The sequence below is a fragment of the Lentzea sp. NPDC005914 genome (genome assembly GCF_040629405.1).
In the GTDB taxonomy this organism is placed as follows: Bacteria; Actinomycetota; Actinomycetes; order Mycobacteriales; family Pseudonocardiaceae; genus Lentzea.
The window spans coordinates 1-17918 of sequence record NZ_JBEXVQ010000048.1 but is presented as its reverse complement, the minus strand read 5'-3'; the positions used below and the strand labels follow the sequence as shown (position 1 = coordinate 17918).

The following is a 17918-nucleotide window of genomic DNA, read 5'->3' as shown; positions in this document are numbered from 1 at the left end:
TAACGAAGGACAATCATGCGTGCCCACACCAGGTGGTCGCGCGCTCTAGCCCTGTCGCTGGGCTGGGTCATGATCGCCGGCGTCGTTTCTCCGACGCCGGCGCTTGCCCAGACCACGGGCAGAGACGTGCGCAAACCCGATACCCAGACCGAGAAGAACGTCCCCGGCGAGCCCGCGAAACTGAGACCGGGCAACCAGATCGCGGCCGACAATCAGCCGGATGCGAAGGTCACCTGGCCCGTACCGAGCAAGGCGGAGGTCACCGCGACCGGTGGCTTCCGGCAGGCGGGCATCTCTCCGGTCAAGGTCAGCAAGGCGGATGCGACCCCGCTGCGGGTGGAGACGTTCGGTCAGGACGTCTCCGCAAAGGTCGGCGTGGTCGGTGTCGTGCTGAAGGTGTCCGACAAGGCGGGCAAGTCGCCAGGCAAAGCGTCGTTCCAGCTCGACTACGCGGGCTTCGAGCACGCTTACGGTGGTGACTACGGATCACGGCTGCGATTGGTGCAGCTGCCGGAATGCGCTCTGTCCACACCGGACAGGGCGGAGTGCAGGACCCGTACACCGTTGCCTTCGCGCAACGACGTCAAGACGAAGAAGCTGACGGCCACTGATGTGTCTCATGCTTCAGGCGTGATGGTGCTCGCGGCCGAGCCTGCGGCGAGTGGCGCCGGTGGTTCGTTCCAGGCGACCACGTTGTCTCCCGCGGGCAGTTGGTCCGCGGGTGGCTCAAGCGGTGACTTCACCTACAACTACCCGATCAAGCTGCCGGGGTCGGTCGGCGGGAACGCGCCTCAGGTGGCGCTGGGCTACTCGTCCGGCGGTGTCGATGGACGCACGAGCGCAACGAACAACCAGGCGTCCTCGGCCGGTGACGGCTGGGACCTCAGTGCGGGCGGGTTCATCGAGCGCCGCTACAAGAGCTGTGGCGAGGATCTCAACACCGCGATCGGCCAGCAGAAGACGGCCGATCTTTGCTGGGCGACCGACAACGCCACCATCCAGCTCGCCGGCATCTCGTCGGAACTGGTGAACATCCCCCACACGAACCAGTGGCGGGCCAAGAACGACGACGGTTCCAGGATCGAGCGCCTCAACCGCGTGCCCGTAGCGGGCGGCGACGCCGACGGCGAGTTCTGGAAGGTGACGACTCCCGACGGCACCCAGTACTTCCTGGGCTCGCGGGAGGCCGAGTCGACGTGGACGGTGCCGGTGTTCGGCAACCATGCCGGTGAGCCGTGCTGGGTGCAGGGCAAGCCGTTCAAGGAGTTGTCGTGCCGTCAGGCGTGGCGGTGGAGCGTCGACTACGTCGTGGACCCAAAGGGCAACGTCACCCGGTTCTACTACCAGACCGAGAAGAACCGGTACGGCCGCAACCTCGAGGCGTCTGATGGCGTGGAGTACGAGCGCGCAGGCCGGTTGCAGCGCATCGACTACGGTCTGCACGACTCGGACGACAACGCTCCGGCTCCAGGGCGGGTCGAGTTCCACTACTCGGAGCGGTGCGTTCCGTCGAGCGGGTTCGACTGCCATCCGAGCAAGTTCAACAAGGCCAACGCGAAGCAGTGGCCGGATGTGCCGTTCGACCAGATCTGTGCGGCGAGCGCGCGATGTGAGAACCAGTACTCGCCGACGTTCTTCTCGCAGCTGCGGCTGACGAAGATCAGCACCCAGGTGCGCAAGGAGAACGTCGCCGCAGAATGGCGTGACGTCGACCAGTGGGAACTCGGACAGTCCTACCCGCCGTCGAACGACGGTCTGGACCCGGCACTGTGGCTGGACAGCATCAAGCACACGGGCCTGGTGGGCGATGCGAAGTCGTTGCCGCCGACGAAGTTCGAGCGCATCACGCTGGCGAACCGGGTGGACGACGACCAGTACGCCCCGTTGCTGCGCGGGCGGATCAAGCGAGTCCAGCACGAGGCCGGTGGCATCACCGAGGTCGAGTACACCGACAAGGACTGCATACCGGGTCAGCGCATGCCCACCATCGCCAACGCGCACCTGAACACGTTGCGGTGCTTCCCTTCGTACTGGACGCCGGAAGGCGCACTGGCACCACAGCTGCACTGGTTCCACAAGTACGTCGTGCGTGCGGTGATCGCGGATGACCGCGTTCGTGAGCTGAGTGAGCAGACCAAGGTCTACTACGAGTACGAGAGCATCGACAACGCCCCGCTGTGGCACTACGACGAGAACGACTTCGGCGACCCGAAGTACCGGACATGGTCGCAGTGGCGTGGTTACAACAAGGTCCGCACGATCTCCGGCGACACCAACGAGCCGGACAGGCCGGTCACCGAGAAGATCTACCTGCGCGGCATGGACGGCGACACCGTGCCAGGTGGCAAGCGTGACGCCTGGGTCGTGTACGACGGTGAGCGGATCGAGGATGTCGAGCGGCTCAAGGGCGTCGAGTGGAAGACGTTCACCAAGAACGGCGACGCGGTGCACACGGCGACCACCAGCGAACCGTGGATGTCACCGGCCACCGCCGTGAACGGTGAAGACAACGCGTTGCTGCTCAACACCAAGACGGTGACCACGAAGACTTCGCTGGGCGGTGACCGCTGGCGGACAAAGCGAGCGAGCACGACGTTCGACGATGTTCACGGCCGGGCCGTCAACGTCCAGGACGAGGGTGACGTCGACGTCGCTGGTGACGAGCGGTGCACGACCACCACCTACGCGCCCAACGAGGCCGCGTGGATGTGGAACTACGCCAGCCGAATCCTCACCTACGCCGCGAAGTGCGACGTAGCGGCGACGGATGACAACACCATCAGCGACACGATCTCCGCCTACGACGGCAAGAACTTCGGAGACGCGCCGACTGACGGTCTCGTGACCAAGGCGTCGCGGTGGAACGGCGAACGCAAGAGCCCTCGCGAGTACCAGTTGGTCACCACAACCGAGTACGACGTCTACGGCCGCGTCAAGACGACGACCGACGCGGGGCTCGGCCAGACGACGACGTCGCTCGAACCTGCGTTCGGCTTCCCGGTGAGCAAGGTGACCACGACCAACGCTAAGGGCCATACCTCGACAGTGGAGTACGACCCGGCGCTTGGCCTGCCGGTCGCCCAGATCGACCCGAACGGCGAGCGGATCGACGCGAAGTACGACGCGCTCGGCCGACTGACCCACACCTGGTTGCCACACCGGGAACGGGATCTGAGCGCCAGTGCGATGTACGAGTACATCTACGACGAGGCGACCGCGACCGTCATCGAGGTGTCCAAGAGCCTGCGCGAGCGGGACGAGGGCTACAACATCTCGTACAAGATCTTCGACGGCCTGCTGCGTGCCCGCCAGACCCAGACGCCGGACGGCGAGCAGAAGGCTGGGGAGCTCGGACGGGTCATCACGGACACGTTCTACGACTCGCGTGGCCTGGTGACCAAGACCAACAACGCGTTCTTCAACAACCAGGCCCCGGACGGCAAGTTGTTCGTGGTGGCGGACGTCCAGGTGCCCAACCAGGAGTTCACCAAGTACGACAAGCTGTCCCGTCCGGTCAGCGTCGCCTACCACAAGTTCGGCACGCCCCAGTGGAACACGACCACGGTCTACGCGGGCGACCGCGTGCACGTGACGCCGCCGCCGGGGCAGATCCCGACGACCGTCGTCAGCGACGCGCACGGCCGCGAGGTCGAACGCATCCAGCACGACGGGCTCGGCGCCGACGTCACGAAGTCGAAGTTCAACTTCAAGGGCCAGTTGGAGCAGGTCACCGACCCCGCGGGTAACAAGTGGTCGTACGAGTACGACCTGTTGGGCCGCAAGTGGAAGGAGACCGACCCGGACCGGGGCACGACCACCGTCGAATACAACAACCTCGACCAGGTCGTGAAGACGACCGACAGCGAGAACCGGTCGGTGTCGTTCAAGTACGACCAGCTCGGCCGCAAGACCCAGATGCTCTCCGGCGGGACCACGCTCGCCGAATGGGCCTACGACAGCAAGAAGAAGGGCTTGCTGGACTCGGCCACCAGGTTCTCCGGCGGTCAGGCGTACGTCCAGCGGATCACGAAGTACGACGCCTTCAGCCGGGTGCGCGAGTCGGAGGTGGTGATCCCCGCCGCGGAAGGGGGATTGGGCCGGACCTACAAGTTCGCGCGCGACTACACACCGGTCTACGGGGCGCTTCTCTCCTCACAGTCCCCGGCCGCCGGCGGTCTGGCCGCGGAGAGGGTGCTCACCGGATACAACGACCTGGGTGCGCCGATCAAGACCGCCGGCCTGAACACCTACGTCAACGAGCACATCTACTCGAAGTTCGGCGAGACGCTGCGCCTGACCCTCGGTGCCGACCAGAGCCCCGACCAGCTGTGGCTGACGAACTACTTCGAGGAGGGCAACCGCCGTCTCGAACAGTCCATCGTGGACCGTTCACGCGACACCGACTACAGGATCTCCAACCGGAAGTACTCGTACGACACCGGCGGCAACGTCACCAGGATCGCGGACGAGCCGAGCGACAAGACCGCGTGGGACACGCAATGCTTCCGTTACGACAACCTGCGCAGGCTGACCAAGGCGTTCACGCCGAGCTCCGGTGACTGCGCGACCGCGGCCATCGGCGGTGTGGCGGCCTACCAACACGAGTACCAGTACGACAACATCGGCAACCGGACGCTGGAGCGTACGACCACGGCATCCGGCGCAATCAACCGCAAGTACAACTACGACGCGACGAACCAGCCGCACGTCGTCCGCTCGATCGACGAGACGGGCCCCTCCGGCACCGCGCGTGACGAGTTCAACTACGACAAGACCGGCAACACCAGCACTCGCAACGTGGCGGGCAACACCCAGAAGATCTTCTACGACGTCGAGGGCCGCACGTCCAAGGTGGTCGAGGCCTCCGGCAAGGAGTCGTCGTACCTGTACGACGCTGACGGTGGCCGTCTGATCAAGCGCGAGCCGGGTCGGACGACGTTGTACCTGCCTGAGGGCATGGAGTTGGTCAAAGATGACGCGACCAACCAGGTGTCGGGTAAGCGTTACTACGCGCACGGCGGCAGCGTCGTGGCGGTGCGTCACTCGAGCGGCCGACTGTCCTATGAGGTCAGTGACCACCAGGGCACGCCGACCATCTCGGTCAAGGCCGGAGAACTGACGTACCAGCGCCAGTACTTCGACCCGTTCGGCAAGCCACGCGGCCCGAACGGCGGATCCTGGCCCGACGACAAGGGCTTTGTCGGCGGCTCCCGCGATACCTCTGGCCTGACGCATGTGGGTGCGCGCGAGTACGACCCGGCGACTGGCCGGTTCCTGTCGGACGACCCGGTCATGAACACGGCGAATCCGCAGCAGGTCAACGGCTACTCGTACAGCAACAGCAACCCGACGACGTTCTCCGACCCGACCGGTATGTACCTGGAGGGCGGCACCGGCGCCGACGGCCACAGCTATGGGATCGACAAAGAACGCAACATGCTCGTCGGAAACGATGTCGCCGGCGACGCTTCCTATGCGGCTGCGTATCCGTCAGCGACGAGCAAGCGTCAGAAGGCTCATGCTGCGTACCACGCGGCGCAGCAGGCTCGCTATGACGCTGCGGGTGGCAAGGACAAGTACGAGGAGTACTTGCGCGAGGCCAACAACAGTCAGTCGTGGTGGGACGTTGTGCTCGCTGAGCTTCCTGACCTCTTGATGGACCTCACGGGCATCAACGATGTCAAGGATTGCTTCACCAGCTTCGACATCCTCGCGTGCGTCAGCTTGGTGCCGTGGGCGAAGGCTTTCAAGCTCGTGCAGGCCGGGGCGCGGATCGCCAAGGTGATCATGAAGGCCAATCGGATCATTGACAAGATCGCGGACTTCGGCAGGAGGTTGCGCAAGGTCGAGGAGAAGGCCGAGGAGGCCGCCGAGGACGCGACTGAAGCTCTGGACGCGACTGAAGCGCTGGACGCGGCGTCGTCTCGCGTTGACAGCTCCATGCCAGACGATGTCGAGTACGGTCCTTACTATCGACTTCAGTCTCGGACCCAGCCACCTGAGGTCGCGGCGATGCAGGAAGAGTCGGGCGAGTTGTGGGGACGAGTGTCCAGGCACGGGTACAACACGCCGGTGGTTCAGGCCTGGGGAGGCCCACTCCCGGAAGGAAAGTCTGGTATCGAGTTCTACACGAATGTCGCACCCGATCGAGGCGGAAAGCCCACTGCCCCGGAGTGGCGTGGCCCTCGCCCAGGGGTGGAAGTGGACGACGAATTCGCCAAGATTGCCATTCGGATCACCAAGAACACGCAAAAATAGGATTAGTCATGACGATCGAACAGATCGATGAGTCAGGTTGGCCGACTGGGGAAAACTCTCCTCTGCTGATTCTCCCGATGAGTCCGGATCAATTGTCGAAAAGGTTCAACCTGGTCTTCTCTGATGATCGCGATGGTCTGGGTGACTTGAAGATTGCGGTGGTGCGGAGTCAATTTTTTGGCATCGCCGGGTTGATCAGGCATCAGGATGAGCCATCTGAGGGGACGACGGTCTATGTCAACTCGGAAGCTGATTTGCCTACTACATGCAGGGCCGTGTTGAGCGAGTTCGGACTCGCGGAGTCGGACGTCAGTTGGATCACGACTGAGCTGCGACGAGAGTAGGAAACTATGCGCTCAGTTGAGAATCGCGATGCCGCCACCTTGATCTGTGTTGTCAGTTCGCAGCTCGGGCAGGTGTGTGAGCTGTTGGACCTGGCTGACCAGTTGGGCAACTGAGAATCATCTGACAGAATTGAGGGCCGGACACTTTTATCGTGTCCGGCCCTCAGTCCGTTCTGAGCAATCAGCGCTTCGGCTGCCGCCGAAGTCCCAACTGCCGCCACGAACGACGGCGTCCGTTGGCAGACACCGCGCCTTCCGCGGCAACAGCGGCAGAAACATCACGCCGTGGGCGACGCACCGCACGCATCGCAGCACCGGCCACGCGGCCGTGCAGAGGCTGACGCAGGCCGAGACGGCGAGCGGCCACGCCGTGCGCGCGTTTGATGGCGCGGCGTTCGACGCCCGTGACGGTCCAGGCTTCAGGGTGCTTGGACAGCCACATGTACCGGCGCACCGCATACGGCAGGTGTGCGAGGTAGACGACCATTGCGATGCTCAGCGCCACGAGTGGGAACGTGATGATCGCGGCGGCGAGCAGGCCGATCAGGACCAGCAGGGGGGCCACCGCGCGCGGGGGGACCTTCACGGTCTTCACGGACAAGGTCGGGATGCGGGACACCAGGAGCATCGCGACGACCACGGTCCAGGCGCCGACCACGTAGGGCTCGGTGTACCAGCGGTCCTTGCCGAACTGCTCCTCCAGGATCAGAGGCAAAAGCAGCAGGAGGCCGCCGGCTGGAGCTGGGACGCCTACGAAGAACTCCTTCGCGAACGGCGGTTGTTCCTTCTCCAGCAACGTGTTGAAGCGGGCCAGGCGGACCACCATGCAGACCGCGAAGATCAGCGCGATTACCCAGCCCGCGCGGCTGCCCTCGAACTTCCAGAGGTAGATCGCCAGAGCGGGCGCTACGCCGAACGAGATCGCGTCGGCCAGCGAGTCGAGTTCCGCGCCCATCTTCGACGTCGCGTCCAGCAGGCGCGCTATGCGGCCGTCCAGACCGTCCAGGACTGCGGCGGCGGCGATCGAGGCGATGGCGGCGCCCCACATGCCGGTGTTCGCGAAGTGCACGGACGAGAGGCCCGCGGACATCGCGAGGACCGTGATGGCGTTCGGCAGGAGGCGAACGCCGGGCCCGCTGGGAGCCATCAGGCCTCCGGGAGCTCAGCGAGGACGGTCTCCCCGCCGATGGTGCGCTGGCCTGCCTCGACCAGGACGCGGCTGCCGCGCGGGACGTAGAGGTCCACGCGTGAGCCGAAGCGGATCAGGCCGTACGTCTGGCCTGCGGCGACCTTCTCGCCCTCGGCGACCTCGCACACGATGCGGCGCGCGACCAGGCCGGCGATCTGCACGACCACGAGGTCGACGCCGGACGTGGTGCGCAGCCACACGGTGTTGCGCTCGTTCTCCTCGGACGCCTTGTCCAGGTCGGCCGAGAGGAACTTGCCGGGGTGGTACGAGACCTGGACGATCTCGCCGTCCGCGGGCACGCGCTGCACGTGCACGTCGAAGACCGAGAGGAACACGCTCACGCGCGTCATCGGCTGGGTGCCGAGGCCGAGCTCGGCGGGCGGGACGGCGTCGACCACGTGCGAGACGGTGCCGTCGGCCGGGGCGACCGCGAGGTTCGGGCGGGTCGGCGTCACGCGCTTCGGCTCGCGGAAGAACCACGCCACCCACGCCGTGACCAGGCCGAGGACGACGCCCAGCCGCTTGAAGCGCAGCCGGACGAGGAGTGTCGCGATCGCCGCGCCGGCGACGAACGGGCGTCCTGCCGGGTGCATCGGGGGCACCATGCCGCGGGCGAGTTCGAGGAAGTGAGAGACGGGCTTCTCGCTGCTCATCGTGTCTGTGGGTTCCGTAGCTTCCGTGGTTTGTCGGGCGGCATCACGCTACGCCAACACGCCAAACCGCCCAGCAGGCCTGCCGGAAAAGCAAGTGGCCGGTCGGCTCGTGCATCCCCCGACGAATGCACGTGCCGACCGGCACCTGCGGGCAGTGTAATCCCCGTCACATGGGGTGAACAACGCCGGTCGGTGAGCGTTCCGTCACAGTCCGTCGACGCCGATGGACTGCAAACGAAGTCGCACTTCAGAGACCCGGTTAGCGTCACGGACGGCCGGTGCGACGAGATCGTCCGGATAGACCGCAGCTCCGTCCGGCAGACGGAGCACGAACATTCCGCCCCAGTTGAGTTCGAGCAGCGCGCGGTTAGCGGTGACGAGCTGGTCGGCGACCGCGCAGGCGAGCAGTTCCGTCACAGTCTCGACGGCCGCCTCGTGCACCTCCGCCGTCGACAGCGACCCGTCCACCGGCCTGCCCGTCAGCTCGTGCAGCTCACCGCGTTCCAGCGCCGCCAGCACGTCGGCCAGCGTCTCGCCGATCTTGCTGACCCTGCCCGCGTGCCGCAGCGCGTCGGCGTAGCGGCGGACCAGCACCGGACCGGTCAGCCCGGCCAGCTGCTCCCACTCGATCGGCGGGCCGCCGACCCCGGCCAGCGCCGCGACGGCCTCGGGCGCCATGCCGTCGAGCAACGTCCACGCGAGCCGTTCGTCGACCGCCTCGGTCACACCGCCGGACAACGGCGAGACCCGCGCGATCGCGGCCACCCGTTCGCGGATCGGCGGATGGCTGTCGAACACCGACGTCGGCTCCTGCGCGGCCATCAACGGCTCCAGCTCGCGCAGCTGGTGCACGCGCCGCGGGTGGTCCAGGTAGGCGCGGAATCCCTGCAGCAACGGCGGCGTGCGCCCGGCGATCACGGCCAGCGAGACGTACCAGCGCAGGTAGTCGTTCCAGCCCTCGCCGATCGGGCCTCCGCGCAGCAACGACCGAGTCGTCGCCTCACGCCCGGCCGCGGCCACCGACACCTCGTCGGCGAACCGCTCGTGCTTGCGGCTCTCCGAGGCTGCCACCAGCGCGTACAGCCGCGCCCAGCCGTAGAGGACGGCGGACAGGTAGCCGCCCTGCTCGATCATCAGCCCGAGTGCGAGTTTCGCGCGGAACGTCACCGTCGAGACCTGTGTGTGCCCGCCGCCGTAGTGGCCGAGCTCGTGCGCGAGCACCGATCGCAGCTCGCCGATCGTCATGCCCGCGACGAACGGCAGGCCGAGTTCCAGGTAGCGCACGCCGTAGCGCTCCCACACGCCCGCATTGGCGCTGTCGACGAGCCGGATGTCGTCGGGGCTGCGGGTGCCCGCGAGCCGCGCCAGCTCGTCAACGTGCCGCCAGAGCTCCGGATGGGCCTCGCGGGTCACCGGGACACCGCTCGGCCGCGGCCTGGCCCACAACGCCCGCACCATCGCGTACAACGACGGACCGCCGACGACGACCGTCAACGCGCCGAGCCACGCCGCGCTCCCGACGTCGCCGCGCTCGTAGACCACGAACGCGAGCCCGCCCAGGAACACCGTCGCGCCCACCGCGATCACGAAGAACCCGGCGAGCATCACCAGCGCCAGTGCCGCTCTCATTCCCCCAGTTCGCCCTTCTACTGCAGATATCTGACGGTCACCTCGGCACCGGCCGCCAGCTCCGTCACGTCCGCCGGCACCTCGATCAGGCAGTTCGACAGCGCGAGCGCCGACAGCAGGTGCGACCCCGGACCCCCGACCGGCGTCACGACCTGACCCGACGATGGGTCGTACAGGCCGCGCCGGAACTGCGTCTTCCCCGCTGGAGACGTCAGAGGACTCGACACGGTTGCCCTCGCGGCCGGCCGTTCGACCTGCGTGTGTCCCATCGACGCGAGCAGCGCGGGCCGCACGAACACCTCGAACGACACCTGCGCGCTCACCGGGTTGCCCGGCAGCGTCAGCACCGGCAGGCCCTCGTACGTGCCCGCGCCCTGCGGCCCGCCCGGCTGCATCGCGACCTTCGTGAACCGCACGTCGTGGCTCGCCAGGGCGTCCTTGACCACCTCGTACGCGCCCGCGCTGACCCCGCCGGACGTCACGATCACGTCCACCGAGCCCAGGTACGGCGCCAGTGCGTCGTGGAAGGCCTCCACGTCGTCCGGCACGAACCGCAGCTGCACGGCGATGCCTCCCGCGTCCCGCACGGAGCTCGCGAGCATCATCCCGTTCGACTCGTAGATCTGACCGGGCTGCAGCGGCCGGCCGGGCTCGACCAGCTCGGATCCAGTCGACAGGACGAGCACGCGCGGACGGCGGCGCACCACGAGCTCCGGGAGGCCGAGCGCGGACGCGAGACCGAGCTGGGCCGGCCGCAGCACCGTGCCCGCGAGCAGCACCGGATCGCCCTTCTTGACGTCGTCGCCCGCGGTCCGGATGTTGGTGCCCGGCGAGACGGACGCGTCGATCGTCACGGTCTCGGTGCCGCCGTCGGTCAGCTCGACCTGGACCACCGCGTCCGCGCCGGGAGGCACCGGCGCACCGGTCATGATCCGCTGGACGGTGCCGGGCTCGAGCGGGTTGACGTCCGTTCGGCCTGCGGGGATGTCGTCGGCCACGGGGAGGCGGACGGGGCCCGTCCCGGCGAGGTCCTCGGCGCGCACGGCGTACCCGTCCATCGCGGAGTTGTCGAACGGCGGCAGGGAGACGGGAGCGATGACGTCGGCGGCGAGCACCAGCCCGAGGCACTCGTCGAGCGGGAGCTGCAGCACGGGCATCAACCCGACGAGCTCGGCGACGCGCTGGCGGTGTTCGGCGACAGTGGTGGGGGACACGACTGCATACTGCCAAGACGCGGCGCCGAGAAGTGCGATCGTGACGATCGCTTGGACCCGTTCATCCCCGGAGGTGTTGTTCGTGCAGGTCCGGACCCGGCACACACCGACGTTCGGCGTGGCGAGGCTCGTGCTCGCGCCCGGCGAGATGGTGCTGGTCGACCCGCTGACCCTGGTGGCGACCAGCTACGGCCTCTCGGTGGAGGTCAAGGGCGCGGGCGTCAAGGCGGTGGCGCTGTGCACGGCGGGCGCGGAGGGCGGTTGGGTCGACGCGGCTCCGGTGCTGCCCGGCGACCTGCACCTCGTCGAGCTCGACGGCACGCACGGCTGGTGCGTCTCGCGGCTCGGCTGGATCGCCTCGAGCAGCACGGTGGCGATGAACCCCGAGGCGCCGCCGTTGCAGGCGCTCTTCGGGGGCCTCGAAGGCTTCCTGAACTACGCGCACGGACAGGGCGGCGTGGTGCTCGCCTGCTTCGGCGCGCTGGACCTCGTGACGCTCGAGGCGGGCGAGGCGGTGACCATCGCGAGCGATCACGTGATGGCGTTCGCTGACACAGTGCAATGCCGACTTCGACCGTCGGTACCCGATGCCGTGCAATCCATTCAGACGGGCGAGGGACTGGTGTTCGACTTCGCAGGTCCCGGTGCTGTGCTGACCCAGACGCGCGGACCTCGCGGACTCACCACCTGGTTGCGCGCCAACGGAGTCAGCTCTCGTTCATGACTCCGTAAGGAGGTATCCGAGTGACCTTTCCTCTTTTAGCGTTGCGTTCTGCTTGCGTGATCTGAAGGAGGACGCCTTGGCTCTCGGTACCGTCAAGTGGTTCAACTCCGAAAAGGGATACGGCTTCATCGCAACCGACGGCGGGCCCGACGTGTTCGTGCACTACTCGGCGATCCAGATGGAAGGCTTCCGGACCCTCTCCGAGGGCGATCGCGTGGAGTTCGAGGTGCAGGCCGGACGGGACGGGCGCAGCCAGGCCTCGGACGTGCGCCGCGCTGGATGAGACGACCTGATCACAGCTTTCGGCAACCCCCGGCAGGTTGATCTGCACGGGCGTTAGGCTGCCTTGCGTGTCTGAGGACCTGAGCGGACGGCGGATCGCGCACTACCGGATCGACGGTGTGCTCGGCCGCGGTGGCATGAGCGTGACCTACAAGGCCACCGACGTGAGACTTGGCCGCAAGGTCGCGCTCAAGGTCATCGGTGAGCACCTCGCGCCCGACGCGGAGTTCCGCGAGCGGTTCGTCGACGAGGCGCGCAACACCTCCGCCATCGACCATGCGAACATCGTGCCGCTGTACGACTTCGACGAGGTCGACGGCCTGCTCTACATCGCGATGCGGCTGGTGGACGGCCAGGACCTCTCCGGCCACGTCAAGGAGGGGCCGCTCACCCCCGAGCGCACGCTGAGGCTGCTCGCCCAGGTCGCCGAAGCGCTCGACATGCTGCACGGCAAGGGTCTTGTGCACCTCGACGTGAAGCCGGCCAACGTCCTCGTGACCACCAAGGAAGGCGTGCGCGAGCACGTCTACGTCGCCGACTTCGGCCTCACCCGCCGCGGCGCCACCGGCCACCGCACCCGAACGGGTGATTTCCTCGGCTCGCCGACCTACGCGGCGCCGGAGCACCTGCGCGGCGAGCCCGTCGACGGCCGCACCGACCAGTACGCGCTGGCCTGCATGCTCTTCGCCTGCCTGTCCGGCCGTCCGCCGTTCCAGGGCGGCGTGCAGGAGGTCATCGCGGGCCACCTCGGCCAGATCGTTCCGTCGCTGGCACAGCTCGCGGGCCTGCCGCCGGCGATCGACGACGTGATCCGCAAGGGCACCTCGAAGGACCCGTCGCAGCGGTTCGCGAGCTGCGCCGAGCTGATCGCCGCCGCGCGCGTCGCTCTCGCCGGGGTCGTGCAGGCCTCGGGTCCCGCTCAGGCCGGGCCGCAGTCCGGCTCGATTCCCGTGCAGTCGCCGATGACCGGGCCGAACCCCGTGCAGCAGGGGATGTACCAGGGCGGCTACCAGCAGCAGCTCGCCGACCCGGTCCGCCTGCGCCCGCCGAACCAGGTGGGCTCGAGCGCGTTCACGTCGTCGAAGAAGGAGCGCCCGGCGTGGTTGGCGCCGGTCATCGCGGCCGCGGCGGCCATCGTCGTGATCATCATCGTGGTGATCATCCTGTCGCCCGGTGACGAGCCCGCCCGTCAGCCCAAGACGAACTCCTCGCCGACGCTGCACCTCGACGACCAGTCGACGTCGAAGAAGCCGCTGCCCACGTCTGTGCCGGTGCGCACCTCACGCTGAGTTCGGCCCGGGTTCGCTTGCACTCGCCGTGCCCGAGTGCTAAACACGAACTAGCACTCGGCTCGGTCGAGTGCCAAAGAAGTGAGCTAGGGCGGTGAGGCTCCTCCGGGAGTCGTCCGTCGCGGGCACCAACCTGGCCACTCGCATCGTGTTCCGCTGTGGGCTCTGCCGGCCCGCAGTGGCCCAGAATCCACAAAGGCGGAGGAACACACCGCAATGGCCAAGATGATTGCGTTCGACGAGGACGCCCGCCGCGGTCTCGAGCGGGGTATGAACACCCTCGCTGACGCCGTCAAGGTGACGCTCGGCCCGAAGGGCCGCAACGTCGTGCTCGAGAAGAAGTGGGGTGCGCCGACGATCACCAACGACGGTGTCTCCATCGCGAAGGAGATCGAGCTCGAGGACCCGTGGGAGAAGATCGGGGCCGAGCTCGTCAAGGAAGTCGCGAAGAAGACGGACGACGTCGCTGGTGACGGCACCACGACCGCGACCGTTCTCGCCCAGGCTCTGGTGCGCGAGGGTCTGCGCAACGTGGCCGCCGGCGCCAACCCGCTGGGCCTCAAGCGCGGCATCGAACAGGCCGTCGAGGCCATCGCCGAGCAGCTGCTGAAGAACGCCAAGGAGATCGAGACGAAGGAGCAGATCGCTGCTACCGCGTCCATCTCCGCCGCTGACTCCACGATCGGCGAGCTCATCGCCGAGGCGATGGACAAGGTCGGCAAGGAAGGCGTCATCACCGTCGAGGAGAGCAACACCCTCGGCCTCGAGCTCGAGCTCACCGAAGGCATGCGCTTCGACAAGGGCTACATCTCCGGTTACTTCGTGACCGACCCCGAGCGTCAGGAAGCGGTCCTCGAGGACCCGTACATCCTGCTGTTCGGTTCCAAGATCTCCACGGTCAAGGACCTGCTCCCGCTCCTGGAGAAGGTCATGCAGGGCGGCAAGCCGCTGCTGATCATCTCCGAGGACGTCGAGGGCGAGGCCCTGGCGACCCTGGTCGTGAACAAGATCCGCGGCACCTTCAAGTCCGTCGCCGTCAAGGCTCCGGGCTTCGGTGACCGCCGCAAGGCCATCCTCCAGGACATCGCCACCCTCACCGGTGGCCAGGTCATCACCGAGGACGTCGGCCTGAAGCTGGAGAACGCCGACATCTCGCTGCTGGGCAAGGCCCGCAAGGTCGTCGTCACCAAGGACGAGACGACCATCGTCGAGGGCTCGGGCGACGCCGACCAGATCCAGGGTCGCGTCAACCAGATCCGCGCCGAGATCGACAAGTCGGACTCCGACTACGACCGCGAGAAGCTCCAGGAGCGCCTCGCCAAGCTCGCCGGCGGCGTGGCCGTCATCAAGGCGGGCGCGGCCACCGAGGTCGAGCTCAAGGAGCGCAAGCACCGCATCGAGGACGCCGTTCGCAACGCGAAGGCTGCCGTCGAAGAGGGCATCGTCGCCGGTGGTGGCGTCGCGCTGCTGCAGGCCGCCGAGGCTGCCTTCGCGGGTCTGCGTCTGACCGGTGACGAGGCGACCGGTGCCAACATCGTGAAGGTTGCGGTCGAGGCTCCGCTCAAGCAGATCGCCATCAACGCCGGCCTCGAGGGCGGCGTCGTGGTCGAGCGCGTCAAGTCCCTGCCTGCCGGTGAGGGTCTGGACGCCGCGACCGGCGAGTACAAGGACCTGGTTGCGGCTGGCATCATCGACCCGGCCAAGGTCACGCGTTCCGCGCTGCAGAACGCCGCGTCGATCGCCGCGCTGTTCCTGACGACCGAGGCTGTCGTCGCGGACAAGCCGGAGAAGAACGCTGCTCCGGCCGCGCCTGACGCTGGTGGCATGGACTTCTGAGTCCCGCCGTATAACAGCTCTGATCGGCCCGGTTCGCTTCGGCGAGCCGGGCCTTTCGGCATTTCCGGGCCGCGGTCACGCCCGCGCCACCACCGCCCAGGAAGGCCGCCACACCGGCTCGGTGAGCGGCGGCAGCCCCGCGAGGTGCTCGACGACTCCGCGCAGCCGGGGATGCGGGTTCGCGCTGGGCAACATCAACGAGATCGGGTACGCGATCGCCGGCGCCACGACCGGGATGCGCCGCAGGTCGTGCCCGGCGGGCCAGGTGTACCGGTCGCGCGAGCCGACCAGGGTGGCCACCTCCGCGGACTCCGCCAGGGTGTCGAGCAGCACCTCGTCCCCGAAATGCGGACCGGCCGCGTCGACACGCAGGTCGAACGTCGCGACGAGCTCGTCGTAGAAGACCGCCCACTCGCTGCGCGGCGCGATGCCGGGTACCCAGATCCGGAACTCGCGCAGCTGTGCCGGGGTCACCGTGCGGGCCGAGGCGAGCGGGTGGTGGGGCCCGACCAGCAGCTCGGCGGGTGAGTCGAACGCGTGGATCATCCGCACGTCAGGCGGCAGCGCGGCCGCATCGGTGACCGAACGGAACGACGCATCGACCTTGCCCGCCGCGACCTTGGCGGCCACCTCGCGCGGGTCGTTCAACCGGAGCGACACCACGTCGAGCTCGATGCCGGGATTCGATCGCCAGTACTCGTGCAGCACCACGGCTTGGGCGCTGCGCAGGCCGAGCACGTCGATCCGCAGGGTCCGCGGCCGGAGCGCGGCGACCGCGCGGTCGACGCCTGCCACGACGGTGCGGGCGTGCGGGAGGAACGTCCTGCCGTCGGGCGTCAGCTCCACGCCGCGCGCGGTGCGGGTGAAGAGGCGGACTCCCAGCTCGCGTTCCAGGGCACCGATCCGCTTCGAGACGGCCTGCTGGGTCACGCCCAGCTCGTCGGCGGCGCGCTGCACCTGGCCCAGCTCGGCCGCCACGACGAACGAACGCACTGCCTCGGAGTCCACCGAGCCACCCTAAGCAGGGACAACCGACGGTTGTGGCGCGCCGGGAGACAGTTGTTTGATCTTGCCTGCAGGCAGCGGGTGGGATCGGAGACGTGACTTCCGGGTTTCGCTGGCTCTGGTCCGCCTATGCCATCAGCACGTACGGCACGTGGCTCGCGTTCGGGGCGTTTCCGCTCATCGCGGTGCAGGTGCTGCACGTGTCGGCGTTCGAGGTCGCGGTGCTGGAGGCGGCCGGGCTGGCGGTCGCGGCACTCGTCGCGTTTCCGCTCGGGCCGTGGGCCGAGCGCAGGGCCAAGCGTCCGGTGATGGTCGCGGCGGACCTGGTCAGGTTCTTCGCACTGGTGAGTCTGCCGGTTGCGCACTTCGCCGGACTGTTGACGTACGGCCAGCTCCTGGGCGTCTCGGTCGTGTGCGGAGCCGCGAACATCGCTTTCGGCGCGGCGTCTGGTGCGTACCTGAAGCATCTCGTTCCTGAGGGACAGCTGCTCGGGGCGAACGGGAAGTTCGAGAGCACGAGCTGGGCCGCTACCGCTGTCGGTCCGCCGGTGGGTGGCGCGTTGATCGGGGTGCTCGGCCCTGTTGTCACCGTTCTCGTTGACGCCGTCAGCTACCTGTTGTCGGCGTGGGCGGTTCGGCGCATCCGGGGGAGCGACGTTGCGACGGCCGGTACCGGCAGGGTTTTTCTGCTTGCCGGGTGGCGGTTCATCCGTCGTGATCGCGTGCTGGTGCGGTTGTTCCTGAACTCCGTGGCGGTTGGAGGGCTGATCATGGCCACTGCGCCGGTCATGGCGGTGCTGCTGCTTGGCGAGTACGGGTTTCCTGCCTGGCAGTACGGACTGGCTTTCGGGCTTCCGGCGGTGGGCGGGCTGGTGGGCGCCCGGCTGTCTGCGCGGCTTGTCGGGCGGTACGGCCGGTGGCGGGTCATGACCGTGTTCGGTTGGCTGCGGTCGGTGTTTCCGCTTGGGCTTGCGTTTACTCAGCCTGGCGTTTTTGGGCTCGTCACTGTGATCGTCGTTGAGGGGTTGTTGATCACTTGTATGGGCGTTTTTAGCCCGGTCTATGCGACTGAGCGTCTGCGGCGGGTCCCTGCGGGGTACGTCACTCAGGTTCTCAGCACTTGGAGCGTTGCTACCAAGCTCACGCATGCTGGGTTGATGGTGGTTTGGGGGGTGCTTGCGACGGTCACTAGTCCGCTTGTCGCGATCACCGTTTCTGGTTTGTTGTTGCTCGGTACCCCGCTGCTGTTGCCTAGGTGGTCGCTTTGCGTTGGGCGTGTCCCTGTTTAGGGCGCTGGGCTCCGCCCCGGACCCCGTCAATCTGATCAAAGACCAGCCAGCGCCGCTTGCGGGTTGATGGCACGCCTGTTGCTTTCGGCGGCTGCCTGTTGCGTAGGTGGCGCGGTCCGGGTGGGGTCCCGTCACGAGCCGAGCCGGAGCGAGCCGCGCCAGGATCGGGGTGTCAACCGGACGAAAAGCGTGTCCGGTTGACACCC

12 protein-coding genes are annotated in these 17918 nt (G+C 67.4%); 7 read left to right on the top strand and 5 right to left on the bottom strand.

The window, feature by feature from the left end:
• Nucleotides 1-15: 15 nt before the first annotated feature.
• Nucleotides 16-6258: an RHS repeat-associated core domain-containing protein gene (locus ABZ345_RS42010; protein ID WP_359860540.1), complete on the top strand. Its 6243-nt coding sequence runs from the start codon at nt 16-18 to the stop codon at nt 6256-6258.
• 8 nt (nt 6259-6266) lie between these two features.
• A complete protein-coding gene (locus ABZ345_RS42005; protein ID WP_359860539.1) occupies nt 6267-6602 on the top strand; it encodes a hypothetical protein in 336 nt (111 codons plus the stop codon).
• A gap of 181 nt (nt 6603-6783) precedes the next feature.
• Here ABZ345_RS42005 and pssA read toward each other — a convergent pair whose 3' ends face one another.
• The 4 genes from pssA to glp all read right to left on the bottom strand — a co-directional run bounded on the left by pssA (nt 6784) and on the right by glp (nt 11287).
• Nucleotides 6784-7752, bottom strand: a complete 969-nt coding sequence (gene pssA, locus ABZ345_RS42000; RefSeq protein ID WP_359860595.1) for a CDP-diacylglycerol--serine O-phosphatidyltransferase — start codon at nt 7750-7752, stop codon at nt 6784-6786.
• Complete coding sequence (locus tag ABZ345_RS41995) at nt 7749-8444, bottom strand: phosphatidylserine decarboxylase (RefSeq protein ID WP_359860538.1); 696 nt, start codon at nt 8442-8444, stop codon at nt 7749-7751. Before ABZ345_RS41995 ends, pssA begins: the two co-directional genes overlap by 4 nt.
• 204 nt (nt 8445-8648) lie before the next feature.
• Nucleotides 8649-10073 (bottom strand): M48 family metallopeptidase, encoded by a 1425-nt coding sequence (locus ABZ345_RS41990; RefSeq protein ID WP_359860537.1) that lies wholly within the window; start codon nt 10071-10073, stop codon nt 8649-8651.
• A gap of 17 nt (nt 10074-10090) precedes the next feature.
• Nucleotides 10091-11287 (bottom strand): gephyrin-like molybdotransferase Glp, encoded by a 1197-nt coding sequence (gene glp / locus ABZ345_RS41985; RefSeq protein WP_359860536.1) that lies wholly within the window; start codon nt 11285-11287, stop codon nt 10091-10093.
• Between the two features lie 82 nt (nt 11288-11369).
• On the opposite strand from glp, the gene ABZ345_RS41980 reads away from it, so the two are divergent.
• The 4 genes from ABZ345_RS41980 to groL all read left to right on the top strand — a co-directional run bounded on the left by ABZ345_RS41980 (nt 11370) and on the right by groL (nt 15418).
• Entirely contained in the window at nt 11370-12011 is a 642-nt protein-coding gene (locus ABZ345_RS41980; RefSeq protein ID WP_359860594.1) for an AIM24 family protein, read from the top strand.
• A 76-nt stretch (nt 12012-12087) separates the two neighbouring features.
• Nucleotides 12088-12294, top strand: coding sequence for a cold-shock protein (locus tag ABZ345_RS41975; protein ID WP_030470913.1), 207 nt, complete (start codon nt 12088-12090; stop codon nt 12292-12294).
• A gap of 67 nt (nt 12295-12361) precedes the next feature.
• Entirely contained in the window at nt 12362-13582 is a 1221-nt protein-coding gene (locus ABZ345_RS41970) for a serine/threonine-protein kinase (RefSeq protein WP_359860535.1), read from the top strand.
• Nucleotides 13583-13798: 216 nt separating this feature from the next.
• Nucleotides 13799-15418, top strand: a complete 1620-nt coding sequence (gene groL, locus ABZ345_RS41965; protein ID WP_359860534.1) for a chaperonin GroEL — start codon at nt 13799-13801, stop codon at nt 15416-15418.
• Nucleotides 15419-15493: 75 nt separating this feature from the next.
• Here the strand turns inward: groL and ABZ345_RS41960 are convergent, their stop codons facing one another.
• Complete coding sequence (locus tag ABZ345_RS41960) at nt 15494-16426, bottom strand: LysR family transcriptional regulator (RefSeq protein ID WP_359860533.1); 933 nt, start codon at nt 16424-16426, stop codon at nt 15494-15496.
• Between the two features lie 92 nt (nt 16427-16518).
• Between ABZ345_RS41960 and ABZ345_RS41955 the strand changes: the two genes are divergently transcribed.
• Nucleotides 16519-17712, top strand: a complete 1194-nt coding sequence (locus ABZ345_RS41955) for an MFS transporter (protein ID WP_359860532.1) — start codon at nt 16519-16521, stop codon at nt 17710-17712.
• Nucleotides 17713-17918 lie beyond the last annotated feature (206 nt).